This is a genomic window from Variovorax atrisoli 110B, from assembly GCF_000382045.1.
In the GTDB taxonomy this organism is placed as follows: Bacteria; Pseudomonadota; Gammaproteobacteria; order Burkholderiales; family Burkholderiaceae_C; genus Variovorax; species Variovorax atrisoli.
This window is the reverse complement of record NZ_KB907465.1, coordinates 88,067-103,998: the sequence shown is the minus strand read 5'-3', so window position 1 is coordinate 103,998 and position 15,932 is coordinate 88,067. Positions and strand designations below refer to the sequence as shown.

The following is a 15,932-nucleotide window of genomic DNA, read 5'->3' as shown; positions in this document are numbered from 1 at the left end:
GAGGGAATCCCATGTCTATCAGTGCCATCGAGTCCGTCCTGCAGCAGATGCGCGCGACCGCGATCCAGACCGGCATCGCGCCGGCCGCGAGCGCCCCAGCCGAGGCCGGCGGCTTCGCCGCCGAACTCAAGCGCTCGCTCGCGAACATCAGCGGCGCCCAGCAGCAGGCCTATGCCCAGGCCGAGTCGTTCGAGCTCGGCAAGCCCGGCGTCGCGCTGAACGACGTGATGGTCGACATGCAGAAGGCGAACGTCGCTTTCCAGACCGGTCTGCAGGTGCGCAACCGGCTCGTGACCGCCTACCAGGAAGTGATGAACCTGCAGGCTTGATCGATGAAAGGGTGATGTGGCGGGGGCCATGCAACTTTTTCGTGCATGCCCCTAAAGGTTCTCGGGGGTCCGCCGATAACCAAGTCAACGATGGCTTGAGTCTCTAAGTGGAAGCGGGTCCAGCGTTACGGCCGAAAGCCGGAGTCCACAACCTTTTTTCATCAATCAGGAGTCGAACATGGCGCAAGTCATCAATACGAACAGCCTCTCCCTGCTCACGCAGAACAACCTGAACAAGTCGCAGTCGGCGCTGAACAGCGCCATCGAGCGACTGTCTTCGGGCATGCGCATCAACAGCGCCAAGGACGATGCCGCCGGCCAGGCCATCGCCAACCGCTTCACGGCCAACATCAAGGGCCTGACGCAAGCCACCCGCAACGCCAACGACGGCATCTCGATCGCCCAGACGACGGAAGGCGCCCTGACCGAAGTCAACAACAACCTGCAGCGCATCCGCGAACTGTCGGTGCAGGCCGCCACGGGCACGAACTCGGCCAGCGACCTGGACTCGATCCAGGCTGAAATCGGCCAGCGCCTGGACGAAATCAACCGCGTGTCGGAGCAGACCCAGTTCAACGGCGTGAAGGTCCTGTCGGCCGATGCCGGCAAGCTGACCGTGCAAGTCGGCGCGAACGATGGCGAAACCATCGACATCGACCTGCAGGAAATCAGCGCCAAGACCCTGGGTCTGGACGGCTTCAACATCAACAACGCCGGCTCCAAGAACAAGACCGCCACGGCTTCCGACCTGCTGATCGCCGGTTTCGCCGCAGGCGCGACCACCAACGGCAGCACGACCTACACCCGCACGCTGACCGCTGCCGCCAACGGCGCAACGGCCAACGACGTGCTGGCCAAGATGCAGGATGGCGGCACCGTCTCCATCACCGGCGCCGCGACCTACACGTACAGCGCCGCGACGAAGAGCTACACCGCTGCCGAAGCCGCCCGCACGCAAGCCAACACGCTCGCCTCGCTGACCCCGGCCGCCGGCACCAGCGTGACCGCCACGGTTCAGCTGGGTTCGCGTTCGACGACCGTCAAGATCGACAGCAACGGCACCCTGACCGACGCTGCTGACGGCTCGGCGCTGTTCCTGGACAGCAGCAACAACCTGACCAAGACCGGCTCGGGCACGACGGTCGCCGCCACGCTGACGAACCTGCTCGACTCGACGAACGGCATGACGACCGCCGGCGACTCGATCACGATCGCCTCGACCGGTGCCAAGTACACCGTCAACGCCACCGGCGCTGCTGCTGGTGCCAACGCCTTCACGGTGGCCAACGAAGCAGCTTCGGCCGACGCCGTTGCCGCCAAGATCAACGCGGGTGCGGGTTCCATCGACATCGACGGCGCTGGCGCGACCGTTGCCTACGCAGTGGCAGCCGCCGGCGGTGCCGTGACCGGCGCATACATGGGTGCGAGCGGCCTGACGACCACGGCTCTGGAAACGGTGCGACTGAACTCCAACGGCGTCGTGACCGATTCGCAAGGCAGCACCGTCTACGCCGACTCCACCAAGCCCGGCAAGCTGACGACCAACGCCGTGAGCGACGCCAAGTCGACGGTCGATCCCCTGAAGGCGCTGGACGCCGCACTGTCGAAGGTCGACAAGCTGCGCAGCTCGCTGGGTGCGGTGCAGAACCGTTTCGACTCGGTGATCGCCAACCTCGGCACCACGGTGACCAACCTGTCCTCGTCGCGCTCGCGCATCCAGGACGCCGACTACGCGGTCGAAGTGTCGAACATGACGCGCGCCCAGATCCTGCAGCAAGCCGGTACCTCGGTGCTGTCGCAGGCCAACCAGACCACGCAAGGCGTTCTGTCGCTCCTGCGTTGATCGAAAGGAACTGAGCAGACGGAGAAAAGCCGGGCCCCTCCCCTGGGGCGGGGTCCGGCCAACGCAGGCCCCGGCGCGAGCCGGGAGCCTGCGCTGCTCCCTGCGGCCATGCCCGTGCGGGCGAGGCCGCAGAGAACAGCGAAACCAGCACAGCAAGGTGGAAATGATGTTGAACCCCGTGTCGGCGAACCCCGTGAAGGACAACCAGTGGACGCAGCTTCTCGTCGGCGGCGCCGCGGGCGCGGCCTCTGCCGTCGCCGCCACGGCCGAGAAGGACGACGCGAAGGAGGCCGCGACGCCGGTTCAGGTCGAGCAGGCGGTGCGCCAGGTGAACGAGTCGCTCGCGCTGCGCGAGGTGGGCCTGCAGTTCGAGGTCGACAAGGAGACCGACATGGTCATCGTCAAGGTGGTGGACCGCGCCAGCGGCGAGGTCATCCGCCAGATTCCCAACGAGGAAGTCGTTCGCATCGCGAAGCTGATGAACGGCGGCCACGGACTGCTCGTGGACCACGCGGCCTGAGGCCGCATCGGGCTCGAATCCAGCAACCACATCGATACGAATTCAAGAAGGCATAGAAATGGCAACGATCAGCAGCCTGGGCGTCGGCTCCAACCTGAACCTCGCGGACCTGCTCTCGAAGCTCCAGGACGCCGAGAGCCAGCCCCTGGTGGCGCTGCAGAACAAGGCCAAGAGCTACACGAGCAAACTGTCGGCGTACGGCACGATCCAGAGCGCGCTCGCGACGCTGCAGGCCGCCGCCAAGAAGCTGGGCGACCCGACGCTGTTCCAGAGCGTGACCGGCACGCCCACGGTCAGCGGCATACTTTCCGCGTCCGCCACCGACGCCAGCGCGGCCGGCAACTACACCATCGACGTGTCGCAGCTCGCGCAGGCGCAGACGGTTGTCAGCGCAGGCCAGGTCGATTCAAAGACGGCTATCGGCAACGGCAAGATCACCATCGACTTCGGCGCCGTCACGGGCGGAACCTTCGACGCCGCGACGGGCAAGTACAGCGGCTCCACCTTCACCGCGGATGCGAGCCAGCCCACCAAGTCGATCACCATCGACCCGACCAACAATACGCTGGAAGGCATCCGCAACGCGATCAATGGAGCGAACGCGGGCGTCACGGCCAGCATCGTGAACGACGGCAGCGGCACGCCCAATCGCCTGGTGCTGACTTCCACGCAGACCGGCGAGAAGTCGAGCATGCGGATCTCGGTCGATGGCGACGCGTCGCTGCAGAACCTGTTGAACAACGATCCGGCGGGCACGCAGAACCTGAAGCAGACGGCGGCGGCGCAGAACGCGAAGCTCAACGTGAACGGCATCGACATCACGAGCGCCACCAACACCGTGAAGGAAGCCATCCAGGGCGCCACGCTGACGCTGGTGAGTACCGGCAAGACGGGCCTGTCGATGAAGGAGAACACGGCCAGCGCGAAGACGGCGATCAACGATTTCGTGAAGGCCTACAACAGCCTGCAGAGCACCGCCAAGACGCTGACTGCCTACGACGCCGACACCAAGACCGCCGCCGCGCTGGTGGGGGACAACACGCTGCGTACCGTGCAGACGCGCATCCGCCAGGCGATCATCACGCCGCAGGCCGGCGGAGCGAACGACATGAAGGTGCTCACCGAGATCGGCGTGTCCTTCCAGAGGGACGGCACCCTGGCCGTGGATTCCGACAAGCTCGACAAGGCGCTCGCCAACAACCTGAAGGGCGTGGCGAACCTCTTCTCCAGCGCCACCGGCAGCACGGCCGGCTACGGCAAGCAGATCGACGCGTTGGTGGACGACGTGACCAAGGGCGCCCTGAAGGTGGCCAGCGACGGCGTGACCGCCACCATCAAGGAGCTCGACACGCAGTACGACGCGATGCAGGTGCGCGTGGACGCCACGGTCGACCGCTATCGCAAGCAGTTCAACCAGCTCGACGTGCTGATCAACACACTGAACAACACCAAGACATACCTCACGCAGCAGTTCGACGCGATGTCGAAGCAGTCCAAGTAGGACGCACGACACGCAGAACCTGGAGTAGCAGCCGATGTACACCCCTCACAACATGCGCACCGGTGCCGGCGCCTATGCACGCCTCGGCGTGGAAACCAGCGTGATGAGCGCGTCGCCGCACCAGCTCATCACGATGCTGTTCGACGGCGCGAAGACGGCGATCGGCATGGCGCGCCACCACATGGCAGCCGGCGAGACGCAAGCCAAGGGCAATGCGATCTCCAAGGCCATCGGCATCGTGGACAACGGCCTGAAGGCCGCGCTCGACGCCGATGCGGCCGGCGAGGCCGGGGCCGAGCTGGTGGGCAACCTGTCGGCGCTGTACGACTACGTCGTGCAGCAGCTGTTCCGCGCCAACCTGCACAACGACGTGCGGGCCCTGGACGAGGCCGACCGGCTCCTCGAGAACATCGCTTCCGCCTGGCGGGAGATCGACGACCGGGCTCGTGGCTGAAATGCAACCACAAGAGAAACAGGACAACATGGCATTCCGGAGTGAGGTCGTTCATTGCTACGAAGAGCTGGCCAACGGCATCGCCTCGATGCTGGTGCTGGCGCGAGCCAAGGAGTGGGGCCAGCTCCCGGCGCTCGAAGAGCGCTGCTCGGCGATGGTGGAGCGCCTGCGGGCCATCGAGCCGCACGAGCTGCTCGATGCGACGCAGGTGGAGCACGTTCTGCGCCTGCTGGAGCGCATCCGCAGCGACCAGGCGGAGGTGTCGGGCCTCATCAAGCCGCAGCTCGAAGAGCTGATGAGCCGCATGGGGCACCTCACGCAGCAGAAGAACCTCGGCAGGGCCTACGGACCGCCGCACTGAGCGCGTCGCCGGCCACCGACCGATCGATCGAACTCCACCCGCTGAACAAGCCCGACCATGACTGCACTCGCCGGACTGCTCGACGCGCTGCTCGCCGCAAGGCTCGCGCCGCGGCTGGACGTGCTCGGCATCAAGCCCGAGGCCACCATCGGTGCGCCCGGGCCGGCGGTGGCGGTGGGCAAGGTCGAGAACGACGTCCGGCTGCCTTCCAATGCGGCGCTCGACAGGCAGATCCCGGGTGCGGCAGCAGGCGGCACCCTGCACGCAGGAACGGGTGCGCAGCCCTCGATGGCGACGCGGCTGTCGGTGGCCGCGCGGGTCATCGGCGCCGTGCTGGCCGATCTGCAGGCGCAGCCGGGACCGGTGCGCGGTGCCGCGCCCCTGCTGCCCGCGCGCGCGCAGCCGGTGAACGCCGCCGCGCTGGCAGGCACGCTGGCGCAGACGGTGTCGGACAGCGGCCTCTTCTATGAATCGCACTTGGCTTCGTTCGCGGCGGGAACGCGCACGCTCGCGCAGATGAAGCAGGAGCCGCAGGCCCAGTGGGCGACGCCCGTTGCGGTGAAGGCACCGGCGAATGCGGCGGTGTCGCTGCCGGCGGCGATCGCGGATCTGCCTGACGCGCTGCCTTCCCTCGTTGCGCAGGTGCAGGTGCAGGTGCCTGTGCCGCAGGGCGACGAAGCTCCCACGGCGCAGGTGACCGCGCCTCAGGCGTCGTCCGTCGAAGCGCAGCAACAGCACGCCGATGGCGCCAGCCATCAAGGCAAACCGCAGGCTCTGGAATGGCAGCCTGCCGCGAGCGACGCGGCGCGGGTGCAGGCGGCGTACCGCCAACTCGAGAGCGCCACGACCGGCGGCGTGCTCGATTCGATGCCCGCGCACCGCGCGAGCGAATCCGCACGGCATGCCGACGCCACCGCGGTGCAGCCCGCATCGCGCGCAGCCGAAGTGATCCATCCGCAGGCCGTCTCACTGGTGCACCAGCAGCTCGACCTGCTGGCCAGTTCCGTCTTCCGCTGGAATGGCCATGCCTGGCCCGACGTGCCGATGAGCTGGAGCGTCGAGGAAGAACAGCAGGCACGGTCCGACGCACGCGAGGGCTCGGCGGCAGAAGAAGAGGGCGCGCGCCGCTGGTCGACAACCGTGTCGCTCGCATTTCCGAAGCTCGGCGAAGTCGACCTGAGGCTGAGCCTCGACGGCCCGGCGGTGCAGGCGCAACTTTTCGCGCGCGAGGCGTCCACCGTGGCGCGCCTGCGCGGAGACACCGCCCGGCTCGCGAAGCGCTTCGACGCTGCGGGGCTGCAGCTGCAGCAGGTGCTGGTCGCCGAGAAGGAGGCCGCATGAGCGAAGTGCTCGACAACCGCAGCAGCGCGGTCGCGCTGTCTTACGCCGACAAGACGCGTGCGCCGGTGGTCGTCGCCAAGGGGTACGGCGTGGTCGCCGAATCGATCATGCGCGAGGCGCGCGAGCACGGCCTCTACGTGCACTCGTCTGCCGACCTGGTGAAGTTGCTGATGCAGGTCGACCTGGACCGGCAGATCCCGCCGCAGCTGTACCTCGCGGTGGCCGAGGTGATGGCCTGGATCCACCAGCTGGAGGGTCGCGCAGGCGACTAATTGACCAGATGGACCAATGTGAAATCATGAGCCTCGGAATTCAGGAAAAAACCCTTCCGTCGGCTCGAAATAAATCCATAGGATTTATCAATTCATTCTTGTTCAAGAATAACTTCGGGCATTTTTTCGTTCTTCTTGCAACATTTGTTACCGAAAGGTTTGACACTTGTAAACCTGCCACCTCCATTGGAGAGCGAGGGCGTTCTTGTCAGACCCTTCCTACCTTTTTTGTCCTGCTGTCATACAAAACACTTCAACATGTAAAACTTTGTGTATATAATGTATACACGATTGTTAGGAGCACGAAGTGAGCTTTGAATCGGAAATGGGATCAGACATGGAAAACGTCAACATCACCGCCAACGGCGTGATTTCGAGGGAAATCGGCGAGATAAATCTGGCCTACATGCTGCTGGCGCAGAAGCTGGTGAAGCAGGACCGGGCCGAGGCCATGTTCCGCCTCGGCGTGGGCCGTGAACTGGCCGATCTGCTGGCGAACATGTCGCTCAGCCAGATCGTGAAGCTGGCCGCGTCCAACTTCCTGCTGTGCAGCTTCCGGCTGGATGACCGCCCGATGTTCGCGGTGGTCGGCGAGGGCAAGGAGCCCGCGCTGCAGCAGGCGCACATGTCGATACTGATGGCCGCGCGCCAGGCGCAGGGCCAGTCCGAAGCGCCGATGCGCGGAGCGGGCGCAGCGTGACCAGCAAGAGCGTCCTCGGCGAGGTCCGGCAGGTCCAGCTCGCGATCGAGCTGATCGGCCTCGGTGCGCGCCTGCAGTTCCTGGAGGCCGCGGTCACGCTCAGCCGCGAGCGGCTGATCCGCCTCTACAAGGAGCTCAAGGGCGTGTCTCCGCCCAAGGGCCTGCTGCCGTTCTCCACCGACTGGTACATGACGTGGCTGGCCAACATCCACTCGTCGATGTTCTACAACATCTACCGCTTCATGCTCGACGAGGCGGACGAGAACGAACTGCCCGCGCTCATCAAGGCGTATCGCCTCTATGCGCAGCAGGTCGAGGCCAACGGTGGCGAGGTGGTGCTCGACTTCACCCGCGCCGAGACCATGGTGCGCTTCTTCGACAGCGACATGCTGCAGCTGAGCACCTGCTGCCGCTGCGGAGGGCATTTCGTGGCCCATGCGCACGACAACAAGAACGGGTACGTGTGCGTGCTGTGCAGGCCGCCTTCGCGGGCGGGCAAGGCACGCAAGCCCAAGGCGACGGAGCGCCGGCGCGGCGGCCTGGTCGCGGTGGGGCCCGTGATGGACATCGGCGGCGCCGTCTAGGAAAAGTGCCCGCGCGCGGCCACGGCCGCCGGGGGCTTTGTTGATTCGACGCCCGAGGGCGAGAGGGGAAGCGCGTGCTGGTTCTGGTTGGATACATCGTGGTGATCGGTGCCGTCTTCGGTGGCTACGGCCTCATGGGCGGGCACTTCGGCGTCCTGTTCCAGCCGGTCGAACTGCTCATGATCGGCGGCTCCGCCCTGGGCGCCTTCATCGCCGGCAACAACGGCAAGACCATCCGGGCCACCATCAAGGAACTGCCCCTCCTGCTGCGCACCTCCAAGCACAACCGCCAGCTCTACATGGACCTGCTCGCGCTGCTTTACGAGCTGCTCGCCAAGGCCCGCAAGGAAGGCATGATGAAGCTGGAGACCGACGTCGAGGACCCGTCCCAGAGCGAGGTCTTCATGCGCTATCCGGGCATCCTGGCGCACGAGGGCATCACCGTCTTCCTCTGCGACTACCTGCGCCTGGTCATCAGCGGCAACACCGACGCCCACGAGATCGAGGCGCTGATGGACCACGAGATCGAGACCATCCGCCACGAGGCCGAAGTGCCCGGCCACAGCCTCTCGCGCGTGAGCGATGCGCTGCCCGCGCTGGGCATCGTCGCCGCCGTGATGGGCGTGGTGCACGCCCTCGGCTCTGCCGACCTGCCGCCCTCGGAGATGGGCGCGCTGATCGCGCACGCGATGGTGGGCACCTTCCTCGGCGTGCTGCTGGCCTACGGCTTCGTCTCGCCGCTGGCCTCGCTGATCGAGCAGAAGGTGGAAGAGGGCATGAAGATCTACCAGTGCGCCAAGGTCACGCTGCTGGCCAACCTCAACGGCTACGCGCCGCAGCTCGCGGTCGAGTTCGGCCGCAAGGTGCTGTTCTCGACCGAGCGCCCCTCCTTCACCGAGCTGGACGACCACGTCCGCGAGGTCAAGGCCCGCTGAGGCGGGCGCCGCAGGAAGCAGCGATCGATCATCATGAGCGACGACAAGCCCAGGGTCATCTTCAAGCACGTCCACAAGGGCAAGCACGGCGGTGCCCATGGCGGCGGCTGGAAGATCGCCTACGCCGACTTCATGACGGCCATGATGGCTTTCTTCCTCGTGATGTGGCTGCTCTCGATCTCCAGCACCAAGCAGCGCGAAGGCATCGCCGAGCACTTCCGCATGCCGCTGCGCGTGGCGCTGACCGGCGGCGACAAGTCCAGCCTCAGCACCAGCATGATCCCCGGCGGGGGCGCCGATCCGGTCCACGCCGAGGGCGAGGTCAGGCTCACCGAGACATCGAGCGAGGACGAGGCCGATGCGAGCCGCCTGGTCGAGATGAAGAAGAAGCTCGATGCGCTGCTCGAGAAGAGTCCGGTCTTCCAGCAGTTCCGCTCGCAGATCCTCATCGACATCACCACCGAGGGCCTGCGGCTGCAGATCGTCGACACCGAGAACCGCCCCATGTTCGAGCTGGCCAGCGCGCGCGTGGTGCCGCACATGCGCGCCATCCTGCGCGAGCTCGCTCCCGCGCTGAACGGCCTGCCCAACAAGATCACGCTGTCTGGCCACACCGACGCGATCGTCTACACCAACGACCGCTCCTACGGCAACTGGGAGCTGTCTTCCGACCGCGCCAACGCATCGCGGCGCGAGCTCGTGGCCGGCGGCATGACCGAGGGCAAGGTGCTGCGCGTGATCGGCCTGGCCGACAGCATGCACCTGGACAAGGCCGATCCGCGCAACCCGATCAACCGGCGCATCAGCATCATCCTGCTGAACCACCGCACCCAGGAACGCATCGAGCGCGAGAACAGCGCGGAGCCCGTCGGCGGGCTGCGCATCGGCAAGCCGACCGCGAAGGCGGGCTGAGCGCGCGCACGGCGGCGGACCGCACAACAACAAGAAACACCCTCAAGACAAGCGATGGACCTCAGTCAATTCACCCAAGCCTTCTTCGTCGAAGCCATCGAACTGCTTGCCGAGATGGAGCAGCTGCTGCTCGAGCTCGACGTCGACACACCCGACAGCGAGCAGCTCAACGCCATATTCCGCGCGGCGCATTCCATCAAGGGCGGCGCAGCGACTTTCGGTTTCACCGCCCTGACCAACACCACGCACGTACTCGAGTCGCTGCTGGACCGCGCCCGCCATGGGCAGCTGCGTCTGACGGGCCGGATGATCGATGCATTCCTGGAAACGAAGGACGCCTTGCAAGAACAACTCACCGCCTACCAGGCCGGCAATGAGCCTGATCCCGACATGGTCGCGCACATCTGCGGCGTGCTTCAGCAACTCGCGCTCGAAAGCGGTGACGCAAGCGCCGCGGCCCCGACCCCTGCGCCGGCCCCGGCCCCTGTTGCCGTGGCCCCTGCGCCCGCACCGGTGGCCGCTCCCGAGCCGGCAGCGGCCCCAGCCGATGCCGCAGCCGGCAGCGGTGCGCTGCGCGTACGCTTCGCCCGGCTGTCGGAGAGCGAATGCGAACTCCTGACAGGCGAGCTGGCCAACCTCGGCAAGGTGCTGTCGCGCACCCGCAGCAACGACCAGCTCACCGTGCTGCTCGAAACCACATGCGCGCCCGACGACATCGTGGCGGTCTGCTGCTTCGTCATCGACGAATCGCAGATCGACATCACGCAGGAAGCCGTCTCCGCGGCTGCCGTCGACGCTCCGGCGCCGGCTGCTGCACCCGCAGCCGTTGCCGCCCCGACCGCCGAAGCCTCCAGGCCGCAGGCCGCGCCTTCTCCCGCCGCGGCACCCGCCGCGCCCGCTGCACCTTCCGCGGCCGCCGCTTCCTCTGCCGCGGGCAAGGAATCGAGCTCCATCCGCGTCGACGTCGAGAAGGTCGACCAGCTCATCAACCTCGTGGGCGAGCTCGTCATCACCCAGTCGATGCTCACGCAGGCCGCGACCATGCTCGACCCGGTGGCCTACGAGCGCTTTCTCAGCGGCCTGGGCCACCTTGAACGCAATGCGCGCGACCTGCAGGAGTCGGTCATGTCCATCCGCATGATGCCGATGGACTACGTGTTCAGCCGCTTCCCGCGCGTCATCCGCGACGTGAGCGCCAAGCTGGGCAAGCAGGTGCGCCTGGACACCTACGGCAAGGAAACCGAACTCGACAAGGGCCTGATCGAGCGCATCGTCGATCCGCTCACGCACCTGGTGCGCAATAGCCTGGACCATGGCATCGAGACGCCCGACGTGCGCACCGCCAAGGGCAAGGACGCCACCGGCCAGCTGCTGCTGTCGGCGCAGCACCACGGCGGCAACATCGTGATCGAGGTGAGCGACGACGGCGCGGGCCTCAACCGCGAGCGCATCCTGGCCAAGGCCATGCAGCAGGGGCTGCCGGTGAGCGAATCGATGCCCGACGAGGAGGTGTGGCAGCTCATCTTCGCGCCGGGTTTCTCCACCGCGGAGCAGGTCACCGACATCTCGGGCCGCGGCGTGGGCATGGACGTGGTCAAGCGCAACATCCAGGAGATGGGCGGCCACGTGGAGATCCACTCGCGCGGCGGGCAGGGCACCACCACCCGCATCGTGCTGCCGCTGACGCTGGCCATCCTGAACGGCATGTCGGTCAAGGTGGGCAGCGAGGCCTACATCCTGCCGCTGAGCTATGTCATCGAGTCGCTGCAGCCGCTGCCCGAGCACCTGCATTCCATCACCGCCGACGGCCACGTGATCCGCGTGCGCGGCGAATACCTGCCGCTGATCGAGCTGCACCGCGTGTTCGACGTGGCGGGTGCGCAGACGCATCCCACGCAGGGCATCCTGGTGATCGTGCAGGCCGACGACAGCCGCTTCGCGCTGCTGGTGGACGAGCTGCTCGGCCAGCACCAGGTGGTGGTGAAGAACCTCGAGACCAACTATCGCAAGGTACCCGGCATCTCCGCCGCGACCATCCTCGGCGACGGCAGCGTGGCCTTCATCATCGACGTGGGCGCCATGCCGCGCATCCAGCGCGCGCAGGCCGCGAGCGCGGCCGCGCTCGCGGGCGCGGCCCGAAGGACGGACGCCATTGCGCTGTGACACCCGAGGGAGACAGCTGAATGCGCTTTGATTTCTTCCGTCGTTCTTCCGAAGGGGAAGGAGCCGGCGCCGATGCGGGCGCTTCCGCGCAGCCGGAAGCCGGCTGCGAAGGCCACCTGACCTATTCGATGCTGCTCGACGCGCAGCGTCGCGTGATCGGCTATCGCATGGCCTGGCGCGCCGCGGGCGCTGCGCCTGCCGAATCGGCTGTGTCCGGCGCGTCCGGTGCCGCGGGCGTCAAGGCGCTCATGGACACGCTCGCCATGCACCTCAATCCCGAGGGAGAAGGCTGGCTGCTGGGTTCGCAGCTGCTCTTCGTCGACGTGACGGTCGATGCGCTCTTCCAGGGCGAGCTGCAGTCGCTACCGCCGCAGCAGGTCGTGCTGTGCATGCGCGCCGAAGAGCTGATGGATGCCGATCTGCGCTCCATCCTGCTGTTCCTGCGCGAGCAGGGCTTCGGATTCATGCAGTGCGGCGGCACCGAGCTGCCCGAGGACCCGGAGTTGCGCTCCATCGTCACGCACCTCGAGGTCGGCGCCAACGCCGCCGACACCGTCGCGCGGCTGCGCCGCGACGAGCAGCTGGGCCATCGGCCGGTCGAGCTCGTCGCCTCGCGCGTCGAGGACTGGAAGCAGTTCGACGCCTGCGCCGCGCTGCGCGTGAACGTGTTCGTCGACGGCGCCTTCCGCAACCCGCCGGTGCTCGAGACCGAAGACGCGCTGCAGCCCGAATCGCTGCTGATCGTGCAGCTGATGCAGATGCTCCAGCGCAACGAAGACCTGCGCGTCATCGAGGCCGCCCTCAAGCACGACGCCGCGCTCACCTACCGGCTGCTGCGCTACATCAACTCGCCCGCGGTGGGCATGGCGGTGGAGATCCATTCCCTGCGCCACGCGGTGGCCATGCTCGGCTACTCGCCGCTGTACCGATGGCTCTCGCTGCTGCTGGCCACCAGCAACAAGGCAGGTTCGCCCTACATGATGAAGAAGGCGATCCTGCGCGGCCGCTTCGTCGAACTGGTGGGGCAGGGCATGCTGCCGGCCAGCGAGGCCGATAACCTGTTCGTGGCCGGCATGTTCTCGCTGCTCGACCAGTTGCTGGGCGTCTCTATGGAAGGCGTGCTGCGCAAGGTGCAGCTCACCGAGGCGGTGCAGCAGGCCATTCTGTCGCGTGGGGGGCTGTACGGCCCCTTCGTGGCGCTGGCCGAGAGCTGCGAGCTCGACGACGGGCAGGCTGCGCGCCTGTCGGAGGCGTTGTTCCTGAGCCCGGCGCAGGTCAATGCCGCCCAGCTCTCCGCGCTCGTGTGGGCGCAGGAGGCGAGCCCGGCCGCGGCTGGACCATGACGCAAAGGCGGCCCGAAGTGCGGGGCATTCGCGCGTCTGATCGACCCATTGGAAACGGTGGGCGCTATGTACATTGAAAGCCAAGCTTCCAGGCTGGCCGTGACGACCGAGTTCCATTTCACCGACCACGATTTCTCGCGCATACGGACGCTGATCCACCGTCGCGCGGGCATCGCGCTGGGCGAACAGAAGCGGCAGATGGTCTACAGCCGGCTCTCGCGCCGGCTGAGGGAACTGCAGGTGACCGACTTCGCCTCGTACCTCGACTGGCTCGAACAGCGCCAGGACGGCGACGAGTGGCAGCTCTTCATCAATTCGCTGACGACCAACCTCACCTCGTTCTTCCGCGAGGCGCACCACTTCCCGACGCTGGCCGAGCACGTGCGCAAGGCGAAGCAGCCCGTCACCGTGTGGTGCGCGGCGGCATCGACGGGCGAGGAGCCCTATTCGATCGCCATCACGCTGATGGAGGCCCTGGGCGACAAGGCGGCCGCCTCGCGCGTGATCGCCACCGACATCGACACCGCGGTGCTGGCCAAGGCCGCCACCGGCGTCTTCACCACCGAGCAGGTGCGAAGGCTTGCGCCCGAGCGGCTGCGGCGCTTCTTCAACAAGGGCACCGGCTCGAACGCGGGCAAGGTGCGCGTGCGCCCCGAAGTGGCGGCGATCGTGAAGTTCTCGCGGCTGAACCTGCTCGACAGCGCCTGGTCGGTGAAGGAGCCTGTGGACGCGATCTTCTGCCGCAACGTGATGATCTATTTCGACAAGCCGACGCAGAAGAAGGTGCTCGACCGCTTCGCGCCGCTGCTCAAGCCCGACGGGCTGCTGTTCGCCGGACATTCGGAGAACGCTTCGCTCGTCAACCAGGCCTTCCGGCCGCTGGGGCAGACCGTGTACGAACTGGCGCGCCCGCGCGCGGCGGGTGCTTCCTCATGAGCGCGGCCTCCAGCGCGGCGGCCCCGGGTTCGGTGGCCAGCCATCACTACTTCGACCGCGACGTCGGGATGATGGCCGTGAAGCTGCTGCCCTCGGAGTACTACGTGACTTCGAGCAACACCGCGCTCAGCACGGTCCTGGGCTCGTGCGTGGCCGCATGCCTGCACGACCGCGAGGCCGGCGTGGCCGGCATGAACCACTTCATGCTGCCTGACGATGGCGAGGCGGGCGCTGCCGCCGGCACGCGCGATGTGACCGAGTCGATGCGCTACGGCACCTACGCCATGGACGTGCTGATCCGGGAGCTGGTGCGCGCCGGCGCGCGCCGCGACCGGCTCAAGGCCAAGGTGTTCGGCGGCGGCGCGGTGCTGGCCAACATGACCACGCTCAACATCGGCGACCGCAATGCCGACTTCGTGCTGCGCTACCTGGGCAACGAGCGCATCGAGGTCGCCGCGCAGGACCTGCGCGGGCCGCATGCGCGCCGCGTTTGCTTCGTGCCGGCGACAGGAAAGGCCATCGTGCGCAAGCTGCGCGCGCAGACCGAGGTCAGTCAGGTGCAGCGCGAGGAGGGCGAGCTGCTGCGCAGGCTCTCCGGCCAGCGCACCGTGCACGCCCCCGAATACAACAACAAGGGCAAACAGTGAGCAGCAAGAAAATCAAGGTGCTGTGCGTCGACGACTCGGCGCTCATTCGCAGCGTGATGACGGAGATCATCAACAGCCAGTCCGACATGACGGTGGTGGGCACGGCCGCCGATCCGCTGGTGGCGCGCGACCTCATCAAGGTCACCAACCCCGACGTGCTCACGCTCGACGTGGAAATGCCGCGCATGGACGGGCTGGAGTTCCTCGAAAAACTCATGCGGCTTCGGCCCATGCCGGTGGTCATGGTGTCGTCCCTGACCGAGCGCGGCTCCGAGATCGCGCTGCGTGCGCTCGAGCTGGGCGCCATCGACTTCGTGACCAAGCCGCGCCTGGGCGTGCGCGACGGCCTGCTCAACTACACCGAGCTGATCACCGGCAAGATCCGCACCGCCGCCAGCGCGCGCCTGCTGCCCGCGAGGAGCGCCGCCGCGGCGCGGCCGGGCGGCGAGGCGCCGCAGGAGTCGCTGCTGCGCAGCCCGCTGCTGAGTACCGAGAAGCTCATCATCATCGGCGCCTCCACCGGCGGCACCGAGGCCATCCGCGAGGTGCTGCAGCCGCTGCCGCCCGATTCGCCCGCCGTGATGATCGCGCAGCACATGCCCGCGGGCTTCACGCGCTCGTTCGCGCAGCGCCTGGACGGCCTGTGCCGCATCAACGTGAAGGAAGCCGAGCACGGCGAACGCGTGCTGCCGGGCTATGCCTACATCGCGCCGGGCGGCTTCCACCTGTCGCTCGCGCGCAGCGGTGCCAACTACGTGGCGCACCTCGACCAGGAGCCGCCGGTGAACCGCCACCGTCCGTCCATCGACGTGCTGTTCGATTCGGCCGCGAAGCACGCGGGCAAGAACGCCATCGGGATCATCCTCACCGGCATGGGCAAGGACGGCGCCGAGGGCCTGCTTCGCATGCGTCGCGCCGGCGCCCACACGCTGGCGCAGGACGAAGCCAGCTGCGTGGTCTTCGGCATGCCGCGCGAGGCCATCGCGCTGGGCGCGGTGGACGACGTGTCGCCCCTGCCGGAAGTCAGCCGCCGCGTGCTGGCGCACCTTCGCACGTTCGGTGAACGTACGAACCGAGTTTGAGAGAAAAGA

General features: G+C 66.9%; 17 protein-coding genes. All 17 read left to right on the top strand.

All coding sequences use genetic code 11. The features are described from left to right. The first annotated feature begins 11 nt into the window (after window positions 1-11). The 17 genes from fliE (at window position 12) to G369_RS0130625 (ending at window position 15,923) form a co-directional block, all read left to right on the top strand. Entirely contained in the window at window positions 12-329 is a 318-nt protein-coding gene (gene fliE, locus G369_RS0130705) for a flagellar hook-basal body complex protein FliE (protein ID WP_019657909.1), read from the top strand. 178 nt (window positions 330-507) lie between these two features. Next, window positions 508-2,172 carry a flagellin gene (locus G369_RS0130700; RefSeq protein ID WP_019657908.1) on the top strand — a complete coding sequence of 555 codons (1,665 nt, stop codon included), beginning with the start codon at window positions 508-510 and terminating at the stop codon, window positions 2,170-2,172. A 163-nt stretch (window positions 2,173-2,335) separates the two neighbouring features. Then, window positions 2,336-2,692, top strand: coding sequence for a flagellar protein FlaG (locus tag G369_RS36575; RefSeq protein WP_019657907.1), 357 nt, complete (start codon window positions 2,336-2,338; stop codon window positions 2,690-2,692). A gap of 58 nt (window positions 2,693-2,750) precedes the next feature. Then, window positions 2,751-4,193, top strand: a complete 1,443-nt coding sequence (fliD, locus tag G369_RS0130690; RefSeq protein ID WP_019657906.1) for a flagellar filament capping protein FliD — start codon at window positions 2,751-2,753, stop codon at window positions 4,191-4,193. 34 nt (window positions 4,194-4,227) lie between these two features. Beyond that, window positions 4,228-4,647: a flagellar export chaperone FliS gene (gene fliS, locus G369_RS0130685; RefSeq protein ID WP_019657905.1), complete on the top strand. Its 420-nt coding sequence runs from the start codon at window positions 4,228-4,230 to the stop codon at window positions 4,645-4,647. Between the two features lie 28 nt (window positions 4,648-4,675). Continuing rightward, complete coding sequence (locus G369_RS0130680) at window positions 4,676-5,008, top strand: flagellar protein FliT (RefSeq protein WP_019657904.1); 333 nt, start codon at window positions 4,676-4,678, stop codon at window positions 5,006-5,008. A 57-nt stretch (window positions 5,009-5,065) separates the two neighbouring features. After that, window positions 5,066-6,349: a flagellar hook-length control protein FliK gene (gene fliK, locus G369_RS39750; RefSeq protein WP_019657903.1), complete on the top strand. Its 1,284-nt coding sequence runs from the start codon at window positions 5,066-5,068 to the stop codon at window positions 6,347-6,349. After that, entirely contained in the window at window positions 6,346-6,621 is a 276-nt protein-coding gene (locus G369_RS0130670; RefSeq protein WP_019657902.1) for an EscU/YscU/HrcU family type III secretion system export apparatus switch protein, read from the top strand. The genes fliK and G369_RS0130670 overlap by 4 nt, the downstream gene beginning before the upstream one ends. A gap of 337 nt (window positions 6,622-6,958) precedes the next feature. After that, entirely contained in the window at window positions 6,959-7,321 is a 363-nt protein-coding gene (gene flhD, locus G369_RS0130665; RefSeq protein ID WP_019657901.1) for a flagellar transcriptional regulator FlhD, read from the top strand. Further along, the gene (gene flhC, locus G369_RS0130660; protein WP_019657900.1) at window positions 7,318-7,905 is read left to right on the top strand and encodes a flagellar transcriptional regulator FlhC; all 588 of its coding nucleotides are present in this window, start codon (window positions 7,318-7,320) and stop codon (window positions 7,903-7,905) included. Before flhD ends, flhC begins: the two co-directional genes overlap by 4 nt. Window positions 7,906-7,979: 74 nt before the next feature. Further along, a complete protein-coding gene (gene motA / locus G369_RS0130655; protein ID WP_019657899.1) occupies window positions 7,980-8,840 on the top strand; it encodes a flagellar motor stator protein MotA in 861 nt (286 codons plus the stop codon). A 33-nt stretch (window positions 8,841-8,873) separates the two neighbouring features. Continuing rightward, window positions 8,874-9,752, top strand: coding sequence for a flagellar motor protein MotB (motB, locus tag G369_RS36570; protein WP_019657898.1), 879 nt, complete (start codon window positions 8,874-8,876; stop codon window positions 9,750-9,752). Between the two features lie 54 nt (window positions 9,753-9,806). Further along, window positions 9,807-11,915, top strand: coding sequence for a chemotaxis protein CheA (cheA, locus tag G369_RS0130645; protein WP_019657897.1), 2,109 nt, complete (start codon window positions 9,807-9,809; stop codon window positions 11,913-11,915). A gap of 20 nt (window positions 11,916-11,935) precedes the next feature. Continuing rightward, on the top strand, window positions 11,936-13,258 hold the full coding sequence (locus tag G369_RS0130640; protein WP_019657896.1) for an EAL and HDOD domain-containing protein: 1,323 nt from the start codon (window positions 11,936-11,938) through the stop codon (window positions 13,256-13,258). A gap of 66 nt (window positions 13,259-13,324) precedes the next feature. Continuing rightward, complete coding sequence (locus G369_RS0130635) at window positions 13,325-14,194, top strand: CheR family methyltransferase (protein WP_019657895.1); 870 nt, start codon at window positions 13,325-13,327, stop codon at window positions 14,192-14,194. After that, entirely contained in the window at window positions 14,191-14,841 is a 651-nt protein-coding gene (gene cheD, locus G369_RS0130630) for a chemoreceptor glutamine deamidase CheD (RefSeq protein WP_019657894.1), read from the top strand. Before G369_RS0130635 ends, cheD begins: the two co-directional genes overlap by 4 nt. Further along, the gene (locus tag G369_RS0130625; RefSeq protein WP_019657893.1) at window positions 14,838-15,923 is read left to right on the top strand and encodes a protein-glutamate methylesterase/protein-glutamine glutaminase; all 1,086 of its coding nucleotides are present in this window, start codon (window positions 14,838-14,840) and stop codon (window positions 15,921-15,923) included. Before cheD ends, G369_RS0130625 begins: the two co-directional genes overlap by 4 nt. The last annotated feature ends 9 nt before the right edge of the window (window positions 15,924-15,932 follow it).